The organism is Lactobacillus colini (assembly GCF_017874575.1).
In the GTDB taxonomy this organism is placed as follows: Bacteria; Bacillota; Bacilli; order Lactobacillales; family Lactobacillaceae; genus Lactobacillus; species Lactobacillus colini.
In genome coordinates this window covers 36,554-49,791 of sequence record NZ_JAGGLU010000010.1, presented here as the reverse complement: position 1 = coordinate 49,791, position 13,238 = coordinate 36,554, and the positions used below count along the sequence as shown (strand labels likewise).

At 33.4% G+C, this 13,238-nt stretch carries 11 protein-coding genes; all 11 read left to right on the top strand.

The annotated features are described in order from the left end of the window. Nucleotides 1-87: 87 nt before the first annotated feature. The 11 genes from J2Z60_RS08275 to J2Z60_RS08225 all read left to right on the top strand — a co-directional run bounded on the left by J2Z60_RS08275 (nucleotide 88) and on the right by J2Z60_RS08225 (nucleotide 13,183). A complete protein-coding gene (locus J2Z60_RS08275) occupies nucleotides 88-1,950 on the top strand; it encodes a glucose PTS transporter subunit IIA (protein WP_209687225.1) in 1,863 nt (620 codons plus the stop codon). A 12-nt stretch (nucleotides 1,951-1,962) separates the two neighbouring features. Next, nucleotides 1,963-3,444 carry a glycoside hydrolase family 1 protein gene (locus J2Z60_RS08270; RefSeq protein ID WP_209687224.1) on the top strand — a complete coding sequence of 494 codons (1,482 nt, stop codon included), beginning with the start codon at nucleotides 1,963-1,965 and terminating at the stop codon, nucleotides 3,442-3,444. Nucleotides 3,445-3,645: 201 nt separating this feature from the next. Then, the gene (locus J2Z60_RS08265) at nucleotides 3,646-4,518 is read left to right on the top strand and encodes a LysR family transcriptional regulator (RefSeq protein ID WP_209687223.1); all 873 of its coding nucleotides are present in this window, start codon (nucleotides 3,646-3,648) and stop codon (nucleotides 4,516-4,518) included. Between the two features lie 103 nt (nucleotides 4,519-4,621). Beyond that, nucleotides 4,622-5,563, top strand: a complete 942-nt coding sequence (locus tag J2Z60_RS08260; RefSeq protein WP_209687222.1) for an NmrA family NAD(P)-binding protein — start codon at nucleotides 4,622-4,624, stop codon at nucleotides 5,561-5,563. A gap of 21 nt (nucleotides 5,564-5,584) precedes the next feature. Further along, nucleotides 5,585-6,523: an NAD(P)H-binding protein gene (locus J2Z60_RS08255; RefSeq protein ID WP_209687221.1), complete on the top strand. Its 939-nt coding sequence runs from the start codon at nucleotides 5,585-5,587 to the stop codon at nucleotides 6,521-6,523. 232 nt (nucleotides 6,524-6,755) lie between these two features. Next, nucleotides 6,756-7,064 (top strand): PTS sugar transporter subunit IIB, encoded by a 309-nt coding sequence (locus J2Z60_RS08250; RefSeq protein ID WP_209687220.1) that lies wholly within the window; start codon nucleotides 6,756-6,758, stop codon nucleotides 7,062-7,064. A gap of 27 nt (nucleotides 7,065-7,091) precedes the next feature. After that, complete coding sequence (locus J2Z60_RS08245; protein ID WP_209687219.1) at nucleotides 7,092-8,330, top strand: PTS sugar transporter subunit IIC; 1,239 nt, start codon at nucleotides 7,092-7,094, stop codon at nucleotides 8,328-8,330. A gap of 19 nt (nucleotides 8,331-8,349) precedes the next feature. Continuing rightward, nucleotides 8,350-8,724, top strand: a complete 375-nt coding sequence (locus J2Z60_RS08240; protein WP_209687218.1) for a PTS sugar transporter subunit IIA — start codon at nucleotides 8,350-8,352, stop codon at nucleotides 8,722-8,724. Between the two features lie 12 nt (nucleotides 8,725-8,736). After that, nucleotides 8,737-10,206, top strand: a complete 1,470-nt coding sequence (locus tag J2Z60_RS08235) for a glycoside hydrolase family 1 protein (protein WP_245328768.1) — start codon at nucleotides 8,737-8,739, stop codon at nucleotides 10,204-10,206. Between the two features lie 14 nt (nucleotides 10,207-10,220). Then, entirely contained in the window at nucleotides 10,221-12,104 is a 1,884-nt protein-coding gene (locus J2Z60_RS08230) for a BglG family transcription antiterminator (protein WP_209687217.1), read from the top strand. Nucleotides 12,105-12,304: 200 nt separating this feature from the next. Further along, nucleotides 12,305-13,183: an Rpn family recombination-promoting nuclease/putative transposase gene (locus J2Z60_RS08225; RefSeq protein ID WP_209687216.1), complete on the top strand. Its 879-nt coding sequence runs from the start codon at nucleotides 12,305-12,307 to the stop codon at nucleotides 13,181-13,183. Nucleotides 13,184-13,238: the final 55 nt, after the last annotated feature.

Here is a 13,238-nt window from a genome sequence, read left to right as displayed (position 1 = left end):
CAATCGCTTTCTTTTATGATAATATATAAGTGTTAAAAATATCAGATTAATGATAAAAATAACATTAATTAAATTGGAGGAGTTCTTATGGACTATCACAAAATCGGAAAGGATATAGTTAAAAATGTTGGTGGTAAAGCTAATATTAGTAATCTCACACATTGTGCAACTAGACTTCGCTTTACATTAAAAGATGTATCAAAAGCTAAGAAGAATGCCATAGAAAATATTGACGGTGTTGTTGGTGTTGTTTATGCCGGTGGTCAATATATGGTAATTATGGGACAACATTTAATTCCAACATATGAAGCTATAGTAAAAGATACAAAAATTGAAACAGGTGCTCCAATTAATGAAAATTTAGATAGCCTACCCGAAGATAAATGGACTTGGAAAAATTCTGGTAGTAAAATTATTAGTTTTGTTCAAGCAACTGTGACACCAATGATTCCAGGTTTAATTGCTGGCGGTATGTTAAAGGTGTTTTTAATTATTATTACAACTTTTATTGCACCAGCTTGGGCAAAAACAAATGGTTACTTATTAATTTCTGCCGTTGCAGATGCGCCATTTTATTTTATGCCAATTATGGTAGCTTATGGTGCAGCTAAAAAGTTAGGTGCCACTCCAGTTTATGCAATGATGGCTTCAGCTGCTTTGTTGCATCCTAACTTTACTGGACTGGTAAGTCAATTTGCTGCAAATCCCAACTTAAAGGTGAGTTTATTTGCAATGCCAATTAAGTTACTAAGCTACAGCACCTCACTATTGCCTGCAATTTTAATTACAATTTGTGCTTATTGGTGCGAAAAAATACTAAATAAGGTTATTCCAGGAATATTCAAAACAATTTTTGTTGGTGCTGGTACCATTTTTATTGCTGGAACATTAGGTTACTTAATCTTAGGACCTCTGGGAGATTACATTGGTCAAATTATTGCAGGAATTTTTATGTTCTTAAGCAAAACAGTTGGCCCTATCGCTGTTGGCTTATTGGCAGCAGCACTCCCATGGATGGTAATGACTGGAATGCATCAAGCTATTACACCATTTATGCCTCAATTATTGAGCAATCCAGGTTATGATGCTTTACTTCGTCCTGCATTTTTAGTTCATAATATGGCTGAAGGTGGCGCTAATGTTGGGGTTGCGTTAAGAGCTAAGAGTAAAAAATTAAGGAGGGAGGCCTGGTCATTAGCTGTTGGCGCCTTAGTTGCAGGAGTTACTGAGCCATCGATTTATGGTATTAACTTTAAGTATAAGAAGCCTATGTATGGTGTAATGGCTGGTGGCTTTGCTGGTGGTGTAGTTGCAAGTTTAATGGGAGCTCGTGCTTATGTAATGGGTTATTCAAACCTACTTGCTTTGCCAATTTTTGAAAAAACAGCAGTAGGGATGCTTATTGGGGCAGTCGTTGCAATTATTGTAGCAGCATTAGTAACGTTTGTTATTGGGTTTGATGAGGAAAATGTTGCTAACAAGATTACTGAACCTGTTAAAGAAACATTCTCAGATGATGCTATTTTATCGCCGGCTACTGGCGAATTAGAAGATCTATCACAAGTTAAAGATGAAGCATTCGCAAGTAAGGCTTTAGGTGATGGTGTTGCTGTTAAATTAGATGGTGATTTTGTTACGGCACCAGCTAATGGTAAGCTAACAGCACTGTTTCCAACTGGTCATGCTTTTGGGATTGTAACTAATGAAGGAATTGAGATACTAGTTCATATTGGTATCAATACCGTTAATTTGAAGGGTGAAGGCTTTGATGTTCTGGTTCATCAAGATGATAAGGTTAGGGCAGGACAACCAATTGTTAGAATTAATCGTAAGAAAATTGAAGAAATGGGTTATGACTTGACAACTATGATGATTTTTACTAATCCAAATGGCAAGAATATCAAGGTCAAGACTAAAGGTAAAGTTGAAGCAGGAACACAGATTAATTAGGAGAGAAAAATAATGAGTAAACAATTACCAGAAGGATTTTTATGGGGTGGAGCCACTGCAGATTTTCAATATGAAGGAGGTTTTGGTGAAGGAGGAAGAGGAGACCTTTCTCATGATTATGAAACAAATGGATCATTAGAAAATCCTCGTCACCATACAATGAAGCTAGCTGATGGTAAAATTATTTCACCTAAAAGCTCTTTTATTGATGCAGAAGATGTGCCCGAAGATGCTGTACCAATTTACTTAGATAGTCAATATTATCCAAGTCACAAAGCTGTTGACTTTTATCATCATTATAAAGAGGATATTAAGCTAATGGCTGGTATGGACTTTAATGTTTTTAGATTTTCAATTGCTTGGAGTCGTATTTTCCCGACAGGTGAAGAAAAAGAGCCTAACGAAGAAGGCTTACAATTTTATGATAATGTTATTGATGAGCTGGCTAAATATAATATGCAGCCATTGATTACAATTTGTCATGATGAAATGCCGATGAATCTTGCTGTTAAATATAATGGTTGGGCAAATAGAAAGCTTATTGAATTCTATCTTAAGTTTGCCAAAGTACTATTCAAAAGGTATGGGGATCGCGTTAAATATTGGTTGACATTTAACGAAATTAATGCTGTTCGGGGCTTTGGACCTACTGGTGTAAGAAAGTCACATGGATTAGACCGTTACCAAGCTGCACATAATATGTTTGTAGCCTCTGCTCAGGCTGTAATCGCTGGACATGAAATGATGCCAAATAGTATGTTTGGAGCTATGTATGCCTTAAGCGCTTTTTATCCTGCTACTAGCAAACCAGAAGATATTTTTCATAATATGCAACAAAATAAGGAAAATTGGTATTTTGTTGATACTATGGGGCGTGGCTATTATCCTAGCTTTGCTGATGAGGTATTGAAGCGACATGGTGTTCTAGGTGGATTATCTGATATTAAAATGAATCCAGATGATAAAGAAATCCTTGAAAAAGGTCAACTGGATTATATTGCCTTTTCATATTATCGATCAGCAACTAGTAAGGCAGGAGATAAGTTTGTTAATGTGGGTGGAAACGATAATCCATATTTAGAAAAGACTCCGTGGGGTTGGGGCGTTGATCCATTAGGTCTACGTTATACTATGAATTTAATTTATGATAGAATTCAGAAACCAATTTTTATTGTTGAAAATGGCATGGGAGCAATCGATAAAGCTGATGAAAATGGCTATGTCGAAGACGATTATCGAATTGATTATTTACAAAAGCATTTATCAGCAATGGCTGACGCAATTAACATTGATAAAGTTCCATGTATAGGATACACAATGTGGGCCCCAATTGACTTAGTATCACTTTCAACGGGTGAAATGAAGAAGCGTTACGGTTTTGTTTATGTTGACATGGATGATTTGGGTAACGGGAGCTTAAAACGTACACCTAAAAAGTCATATAAATGGATGAAGCATATCATTGAAACTAATGGAGCGGCATTAGATGATTAAAGGTAAAACATCCTAGCTTAGTGCTAGACAGTTATTCGACAGAATAATTGTTTAGCACTTTTATTTTTGCTTAAAATAAAAGAAAGATAAAGTGCTTAATTCTTTTTTGGGAAAAGCAGTACTTAATTACATTATTGAAAGGAACAGTAAAAAAATATACAGTCTAAATTTAAGTTTAAAAATAGTAAGGATGATACACAAATGGTAACTTTACTAAAACTAGGATATTTTATTGATGTAGTAGAACTATCAAGTTTTACTAAAGCAGCGCAAAAAAATTACGTTGCTCAAACAAGTATTAGTCAGCAAATTAAGGAACTTGAAAAAGATTATAGTTGTATGCTAATTAATAGAACTAATACTACACCTACTGAAGCCGGGAAAGTACTCTATCAACATGCTAAAATTATTCAATCAAAAATTATGGACTTGGATAATGCAATGGAGGGGTTTACTGGTAATGGATTAAATATTGCTTATACTTCATTGCTTGATGTTAGCTGGCTTATAAAAATTTTTTCTAAATCGTTTGAATTTCAGAATAATTTAAACATAAAGAAAATAAATATGAGCGAGGTAACTCCCGGATTACAAAATGGACGTTTTGATTTAGCAGTAACATTTGATTCTGAATTTCAAAATGATAAAGAGATTGTAACTATCCCACTTCAATCTGGTGCTTATTCAATAGCTGTTGATCAAGATCATCCATTGGCTAAATATTCAAATGTAAATATTGCAGATGTTTACAAATATTCCTGGGTAATGCTTAGTCCCAAAGATATAGGTAAATCTTTCAAAATTATGGAGGAAAGATCCCATAACTTAAATTTGAAACCTAAAATTAAATATTTTGCAGATAATATAGAAAGTGAGATATTTCTTATTCAAAGAAGCAATTTAATTGGATTTTTTCCAGAAAATTATCCAGTTGAATCTATTAGTAAAAGAGTAAAGCTTATAAAAATTAAGAAATCACCCCATACTTATAAAATTGTAGCTGCATTTCCAAAAAATGGAAAAGTAAGTAAAAATAAGAATTTAATGCGTATTTTGAAAGAGACATCTATGTAAGGTATTGTTATACTTTTTATCTCTCAAGTCATAGGATTAATATATTATTCTTAGTTAGCGCTTTCAAATAAAATAAAGCTAGATTAATTAGGAGGAAAAAATCATGACAAAATATATTCTTACTGGTGTTGATGGCAATTTAGGTGGACAAGCTGCTAATTATTTAATGAAAGAAGCTAATAAAGATGATTTAATCTTTGTTGGTTATTCAGAAAGTAGTTTGAAGAAGTATTCTGATCAAGGAATTGAAACTAGACAAGCTAATTTTAATCACTTTGAAGGATTAGTTAATAAATTCAGAGGTGGAGATGTACTAGCTCTGATTTCTATGCCATTTGTAGGTGAAAAGAGACGCAACGCACAAAAGAATGTAGTTGATGCGGCTAAAGAAGCTGGTATTAAGAAGATTATATATACTTCTCTTGTAAATGCTGGTGATCCTATGAATCCAAGCAAAGAAAAAATTGACCATGCTTATACAGAAAACTATATTGAAAATAGTGGCTTGGATTATATCTTTTTACGTAATTCTCAATATGCAGAAGCAATGATCACCAATTACTTTACTTTTGTAAAGAATGGAGGTGTGCTTAAAAATAATCAAGGTAATGGTCTAATGGCATATATTTCTAGAAAAGATTGTGCACAAGCAGTTACTAGCGCTTTACTGGCTGATGATTTGCATTATCGCATTTTAAATATTAATGGTGCAGAATTAATGACAATTTCTAAATTTATTGAAATAGGTAACAAAGAAACTGGTAATCATGTTACCTATCAAGAAATTAGTGATGAAGAAAATTATCAAATATTTGATGCAATGGGAGTACCTAGAACTACTGATGGAAAGTTTAAAAAAGATTCAGAAGCACCTTTTAGTTCTGATGGTATGGTAACTTTCGGTCAAGCAATTAGGGAAGGCAAAATGGATTTGCACACAGATGATTTTAAAAAGTTGACTGGTAAAGATCCAATTACAGTAGACTACATGTTTGCTAATAATGAAGATTTTCAAATTGGTGAGCGTCATTCTCAAGATAATTAGAAAATAGGGAGTATCACTAAAATGAAAAAAATAGTTATTAATGGTGTAGATGGCAATTTTGGACAATTAGTAGTTAAGGATATCTTGAAGTTGATTCCTAAAGAAGAGCTAGTATTTACGGCTCCTAAAGAAGAAAAACTAAAAAAATATCATAAAATGGGAATAAAAACTTCCGTTGCAGACTTTAATAATCCTGATGGATTAGCAAGTATTTATCAAAATGCCGATAAAGTATTATTAATTTCAATGCCATTTGTTGGAATAAAAAGACGAAAAGCCCACAAAAACTTTGTCGATGCTGCAGTTAAAGCAGATGTAAAGCAGGTTATTTATACTTCTGTTCTTTCGGCGGGGAATCCGTTTAACCCCAGTGTAGAAAATGCAGACCATGGTTATACGGAATCTATAATTCAAAACACTGGATTAGATTATATTTTCTTACGTAATTCTTTATTTGCAGAGGCATTTATTACAGATTATTTTAGAGCTGTAAATAACCATGAATCTACTATTGAAAAGAATATGGGTGATGGTAGAGTTTGGTTTATATCTAGAAGAGATGCCGCTTTAAGTGCTGCTAGTGCATTAAATAATGATTTATTGCATCGAGACGTTTTAAATATTAATGGTGGTGAGCCGTTTACCTATGATCAATTTCTTAAAGTGGGCAATGAAGTGACTGGTAATAATATCAAATATATTAGGAAAACTGACGAAGAATTATACCAATACTTTGATAGTATCGGAGTGCCGCGAAATACTGACGGTGACTTTTCTAAAAGCCCAATTAAAGCAACTTCCGAAGGAATGGTTACGTTCGGAACAACTGTGAGAGAAGGCTACTTAGATGTACCTGTTAGTGATTTTAGCAAATTAACTGGTAGAAAACCTACTACAGTTAAATATATGTTTGAACATCAAGAAGACTATCAACTAGGTGACAGACATCCAACTGAATAAGACACTTTTTTCAAAAATAGCCATAAAATAGATCAAAATTTCTTACTAAAAATAGAATTTTGATCTATTTTTTTACCCGAAAAGTTATTTTCTGAGATTTCAAATTGTGACAACCCGATCTATGTATTTTGTGCACTCAACGGTGCAAAAGTAAAGTTTAACGTAAGCGCTTTATAGTTCATTATATAGCTGTAAAGAGAAATGCAAAGTTTTCAATTAGGAGGAAAAGAAAATGTCGAAGAATATTTTATTAATTTGTGGCTCAGGTGCATCATCAGGTTTTATGGCAGCAAATATGCGTAAAGCTGCTAAAAAGGAAGGATTGGATTATAAAATCCAAGCAAAGAGTGAAGCAGAACTGGCTGATTACGCTGATCAAATTGATGCATTGATGGTAGGTCCTCACTTGAAGGCAGAATTTGATGCAATTAAGAACCAAGTACCAGAAAATGTTCAAGTTATTCTTATGAAGCAAAGTTACTATGCATTATTAGATGGTGCAGCAGCTATTAAAGATTTGAAAGAACATTTAGAAATTTAGTTTCATAAAAATAGAAAGAGTAGAAAAATGAATACCCTTATAACATTCTTAAATACAAAGTTTGCTCCAAAAGCATCAAAGGTAAATCAGAATGTTTGGATTAACGTTTTAAAAGATTCAGTTCTTCAAACTTTACCATTCATTTTGGTTAGTTCTTTAGTAAGTCTGTTATCACTTTTTGGAAATATTTGGCAGTGGTGGCCAAACTTATATCCTATTAGCAATTTTACTTTTGGTTTAATTTCAATCTTTATTGCTTTCTTAGTTCCATTTAATTTAATGGAAAGAAAAAAATTAAAGAAGCAGCGTATTATATCAGGTTTGACCTCAATTGCATTATTTTTAATGGCAACGCGACCACAAATTGATGCTAATTCTATTGCAAAGATTAACTTTGGTTACTTTGGCGCTGGTGGAATGTTTGTAGCAATGATTTGTGGAGTAATCGTTGGCTTAATTATGGAAGCATTTGGCAAATTTTCATTTTTCAGTGAAGATACAGTAATTCCTGATTTCGTTACTTCATGGTTTGACTCAATGCTTCCCATCGGTATTGTTATCGTATTAGGTTGGATTGTAATTGATCTATTAAATTTCGATATGTATAACGTTATCGTAAATTGTTTTAAACCATTAAGTTCAGCACTACAAACATTACCAGGCTTTATGCTAATTATGTTTATCTATTGCTTTTTCTATTCAATGGGTGTTTCAAGCTGGGTATTTACTCCGATCATAACTCCTTTACTGATTCAAGCAATTAATGAAAATGCTAAACTAGTTGCCGCTGGAAAAACTCCTACGGAAATTGTTACTTATGAAGCTATCTTTGTAGGTTTCTTATGGTGGGGTGGTGTAGGTAATACAATGCCATTAAACCTATTTATGCTAAGAGCCAAATCAGCAAGACTAAAGGCTTTAGGCAAAGCATGCATTGTTCCAGCGCTTTTCAATATTAATGAGCCTACAGTCTTCGGTACGATTGTATGGAATCCTTATTTAATGGTTCCAATGTGGTTAAACGGTTTAGTCTTACCAGCAATTATGTGGTTAGGACTTAAGTTCGGTATTACGGCAATACCGCAAGCCGTTGATCAATTGTGGTATATTCCATTTCCAATTGGGAGTTGGCTAGTTAGCCCACATATTGGCTCAATTATTTTGGTACTTATAATCTTTGTTGTATCAGCCTTAATTTGGTACCCATTCTTTAAGGTCTATGACAATAATCTTTATAAGAAGGAAAAGGAAGAAGTTAAAGATTAATTTTAAGGAGAAAATAAATATGTCAGAAGAAGACAGTAAAGATGTTCAAGTATCAATGCAAATCATCCTCAATGCAGGGGATGCACGTGCATTGATAGAAGAAGCTTTTAAGGAAGCTAATAAGCTTAATTATGATAAGGCTAAAGACTTGTTAGAACAAGCTGGTAAAAAACTAGTTGTAGCTCATCAGTTCCAAACCGATAAAATTCAAGAAGAAGCAGAAGGTAAGCCAATTAAATATTCAGTCTTATTCACTCACGCACAGGATACCTTAATGACTATCGATACTGAGTATAAATTAGTTAAGTTGCAAGTTGAAACTATGCCAGATCATGATAAACGCTTGGTTAACAGTGTAATTGATACATTAAAAAAGCAAGGTAAGCTAGGCTAGTGGGAGGTTTATATGACTATTGAAATGAAAAAGAATAGATATCCGTATTTTCCTAAAGGCTTTCTTTGGGGAGGAGCTCAAGCAGCTAGCCAAGCTGATGGAGCTTATCAAGAAGATGGAAAAGGAATGAATTCTTCCGATGTTCAGCCATATTTAAAAGGAATGTCAAATAAAGAAATTCAAAAAATCGAAACTGAAGGTATGACTGAATCTGAAGTAGAAAGAAACAGTAAAGATACGACCAATTATTATCCTAAACGTTACGGTATTGACTTTTACCATACTTATAAGGAAGACCTAAAGCGATTAGCTGATGCAGGATTTACAACTTTTAGAACTTCATTAGATTGGTCACGTATCTTCCCTAACGGTGATGATGAAGAACCTAACGAAGCAGCTTTGAAGCATTATTCAGACATGATTGATTACATGCTGGAATTGGGCATTGAACCAATTATTACAATGAATCATTACGAAACACCAATTAACATAACTCTAAAGTATAAGGGATGGCCAAACAAGAAAGTTATACCAATGTTTGAGAAGTTTGGTAGAACACTTCTTGATAGATTTGGTAATCGAGTAAAGTATTGGATTGTAGTTAATCAAATTAATATGGTTCAAATTGAACCATGGCTATCAGTTGGTGTGGCATCAGACCAATATAAAAATATGAACGAAGCATTGTATCAAGCAATGCATAATCAATTTGTAGCTGCTGCAGCAATTAAAGACTATGCTAAATCTCTCCATAATCCAAATATTCATATTGGTACAATGGTTGCTGATGGAACAGTGTATCCTGCTTCAAGTAAGCCAGATAACATAATCTTGGCTATGCAACAAAATAGAATGCAATACTTTGTTACTGATGTTCAATTCCGTGGCGAATATCCTAAATTTGCTTTGAACTATTTTAGATCTAATAACATTCATATTGATATGACTGAAGATGAATTACAATTAATCAAAGCAAATCCGATGGATTTCTTAGCAATATCTTATTACTATTCTAAAATGGTAGATTCAACTAAAAATAGTATGCAGCCAGCTGATACTACAGCCAATCCTAATTTAAAGGAGAGTGATTGGGGATGGGCTATTGATCCACAAGGTCTCTATAATAGCTTATCCCAATATGCTGATCGTTATCAGAAACCAATCATTATCGCAGAAAATGGCTTTGGTGCATATGATACGCTTGAAGAAGATAAAACTATTCATGATAAATACAGAACTGACTATTTAGGGTCACATATTGAACAAGTTGGTAGAGCTATACATGATGGAGCAGATGTGATTGCATATTGTGCATGGGGACCAATTGATATTGTTTCTTGTTCTTCGCAGCAAATGTCTAAACGTTATGGCTTTGTCTATGTTGATCTAGATGATGAAGGTAATGGTTCTGGTAAGCGATACTTAAAAGATAGTTACTACTGGTATAAGAAACTAATAGCGTCTAACGGTGCAGAAATATAAGGATATGGGAATTAATGACAAAGAAGTCTAATTTATTATCATTTATGCAACAAAACTCTGATTGGCATACATCAAATGAGCTTGCAATAGAAATTGGCGTTTCTGTTAGAACAATTAAGAATTATATTAATCAATTACGGGATGAAGGTAATCAAATAGATTCAAGCAGCCAGGGATATAGATTCATTTATTCCAAAAATAATAATTCCCCTCTCTATGAAGGAATGAATCCAAATAGTGTTCCCTCTACTTCTGATGAAAGAATAAACTATATTATCAACTACTTAGTAAATGAAAAGTCAGAAGTTAACTCATATGACCTGGCTAACCAACTTTTTGTCAGTAATACTCTTATCTTGCAAGATATGAAAAGCGTTCAACGTAAGGTTGGACGTTTTGGTCTATCATTAAGAAGACATGGTGATACTTGGACTTTAACAGGAACAGAAAGACAAAAGAGAAGTTTACTAGGGGCTTTAATTTATGCAGAAACTTCAGGAAGTTTTCTTAATCAAAGTGTTATTCAGTTGAATTTTAAAAATATTGATGTAGATAGAATTAGACAAACAGTTGTTGACACTTGTAATACAAATAATATTTATCTAAATACATTTAATCTAAATAACTTTATATTGCATTTGGTTATTATCATTGAACGAGTAAAGCAAGGAAATACTATAACGACTAATCAGTCAATGAGCACCACAAGAAATAATTCAGTTGCTTCTAAAATAGTATTTACAATCAAAGAAAAGTTAGGCTTGGAATTTGAAGAAGCGGATATTGATGAGCTAATTTCTCTTTTAGAAACTGAAATTAACGGCACTCACAAAGAAAAAGGGTATAGTGAGGAAACTGCGCTGTTGGTAAGTAATATTATTGCATACATTAAGGAAGTTTATGATATTGATCTTGCCAGTCCATCTTTTAAAGAAAGATTTACATTTCATTTAGATAGATTAATTAAGCGTTCAAGAGGCAACAGTATCTCCCATAATCCTATTGCAGGTGAAGTTAAGATATCTTCTCCAACTATCTATGAATGTGCAGTATTAATTGCACATAGAATTTCTGAAAAAGCTAATATTCAACTAGAGGATAATGAAATTGCCTACATTGCCTTGCATGTTGGGAATGCTATAGCTGAGCAAATTGAAGAAAGTAAAAAGCTAGCTGTTGTTATATTGATGCCCGAATACTACAATAATGCTGCTATTATTTCGAATAAACTTCAGAATCTTTTTGTTAATGCAATTAATATTACTAAAATAGTTACTGATCCAAGTCAAATTGATATTTCAAAAGAAAAAATTGATATGATAATTGCTTTCAACGCTAATTATGAAATACCAAATATTACTACAGTTCACTTATCACAATTTGTATTGTCAAATGATATAAAAAGATTATCAGTAGCAATTTCTGATAAGCAGCATCAAATTAAGAAAGAACGATTTCAAGAAAGACTATTGCAATTCTTTAATCCACAGAACTTTACTGCTACAGATAACATAGTTAATATTGACCAAGCATTTGATTATATTACTAAAAGCTTTCAAGAAGAAAATATTGTCAATACGGATTATAAAGAAAAGCTGTATCAAAGAGAAAGAATGTCTTCTACTGCCTTTGGTAGGGTAGCAATTCCACATTCATTTGAAATGAGTGCAAAGAAGAGTAGAGGATTTATCATTATTAATCCTAAAGGTATTCAATGGAGTAACGGTAAAAAAGTTTATATCGTAATTGGTCTAGCTATTGATCCCAAGAATTCTCAGTTATTCAGAGATGTTTTTGATGAATTATCGGAAATAGTAACTGACATTAATAATGTTACTAAATTAGTAAAAAGCACAAATTACAGAGAATTTATCATGAATCTAGTAAATTCTCTATAGAAAATACTGTAATTGTAAGCATCCTAATTAAAGAAGATGAATTTTAATTATAACGATTGGCTTTTAGTATATGGATTATCTATGAATATAAAGATTTTCTTAAGTAAATAATTGGCAAATAATTATACTACCTTTTTGAGTAATAAGTTATAGAGAGGTCAATTACTTCTCAAACTAAACGATAGGAAGGTATAATAATCTTGACGAAAAGTTATGATTATCTGCTTGGACATCCAACACTAAGCGTTGATCCAATTTTTGGTTATGTGATGTCTAAAAAGGAAAATTGCTTGAAGCTGCTTCAAGCAGCTTTGCCTAAACTGAACTTGACTGCGATTATTAGAATTGCGCCGCAAAAGCATCTTAGCTTGAAAATGTTTGAGCAAGACAGTCGCTACGATATTTGGTCAGTTGATAAGCAAGGGCGTAAGTATGATATCGAAATTCAAACCAGCAGCGATCCAGAGATTCTTGAAAGAGCATGGCGCTATTTGCTTAGACTGCAGACCAGTGTTGAACCGGTTTTGAAGCCTGGGGAGAAACGTGGACCGACCCACTCATCGTATGTACTGTTCTTTTGCACTTTCCCGCCTGGCAAGGAAACGCGCGCAAAATATAGCTACAGCATGCATGATGACGAATTTGTGGACAGACGGTTGGATCAGTTAGGACATATCGTGATGTTTAATGCGCTGGCTCCTGACAGAAGCATGATTTCTGCTGAGATGGCAGAGATTTTGGATTTTTTAGTTGGTAAAATGCGCCAGCAGCCAGGTAAATTTATAATTGGATTAAACGAGCTAATGACGGAATATCTTAATACGCAGGAATGGAGAGATTACATGAATGACTTTCAAAGATATAAAGAAGAATTGAGCCGAGAGAAATTTAATGAAGGACAAGCTCAAGGTGAGGCTATAGGTAAAGCCCAAGAACGCACCATTGCTGTGCGTAAAATGGCAGCGCGGCTAAGAAAGTTACATCTTTCCGATACAGAAATTATGCAGAGTCTGCAAGAAGATTATGGATCAAGCTTCTCTGAAGATCAGTTATTAAAATTTATAAATAATGCAAAGTAGTTAGTAATATTTTAAGAGGACATTGTCCTCTTTTTTTGTGTAAAGATAAGTATAT

Excerpts from the sequence above, each read along its gene's own strand:
- J2Z60_RS08275 (WP_209687225.1), top strand. The coding sequence starts at position 88 with ATGGACTATCACAAAATCGGAAAGGATATAGTTAAAAATGTTGGTGGT.
- J2Z60_RS08270 (WP_209687224.1), top strand. The coding sequence starts at position 1,963 with ATGAGTAAACAATTACCAGAAGGATTTTTATGGGGTGGAGCCACTGCA.
- J2Z60_RS08265 (WP_209687223.1), top strand. The coding sequence starts at position 3,646 with ATGGTAACTTTACTAAAACTAGGATATTTTATTGATGTAGTAGAACTA.
- J2Z60_RS08260 (WP_209687222.1), top strand. The coding sequence starts at position 4,622 with ATGACAAAATATATTCTTACTGGTGTTGATGGCAATTTAGGTGGACAA.
- J2Z60_RS08255 (WP_209687221.1), top strand. The coding sequence starts at position 5,585 with ATGAAAAAAATAGTTATTAATGGTGTAGATGGCAATTTTGGACAATTA.
- J2Z60_RS08250 (WP_209687220.1), top strand. The coding sequence starts at position 6,756 with ATGTCGAAGAATATTTTATTAATTTGTGGCTCAGGTGCATCATCAGGT.
- J2Z60_RS08245 (WP_209687219.1), top strand. The coding sequence starts at position 7,092 with ATGAATACCCTTATAACATTCTTAAATACAAAGTTTGCTCCAAAAGCA.
- J2Z60_RS08240 (WP_209687218.1), top strand. The coding sequence starts at position 8,350 with ATGTCAGAAGAAGACAGTAAAGATGTTCAAGTATCAATGCAAATCATC.
- J2Z60_RS08235 (WP_245328768.1), top strand. The coding sequence starts at position 8,737 with ATGACTATTGAAATGAAAAAGAATAGATATCCGTATTTTCCTAAAGGC.
- J2Z60_RS08230 (WP_209687217.1), top strand. The coding sequence starts at position 10,221 with ATGACAAAGAAGTCTAATTTATTATCATTTATGCAACAAAACTCTGAT.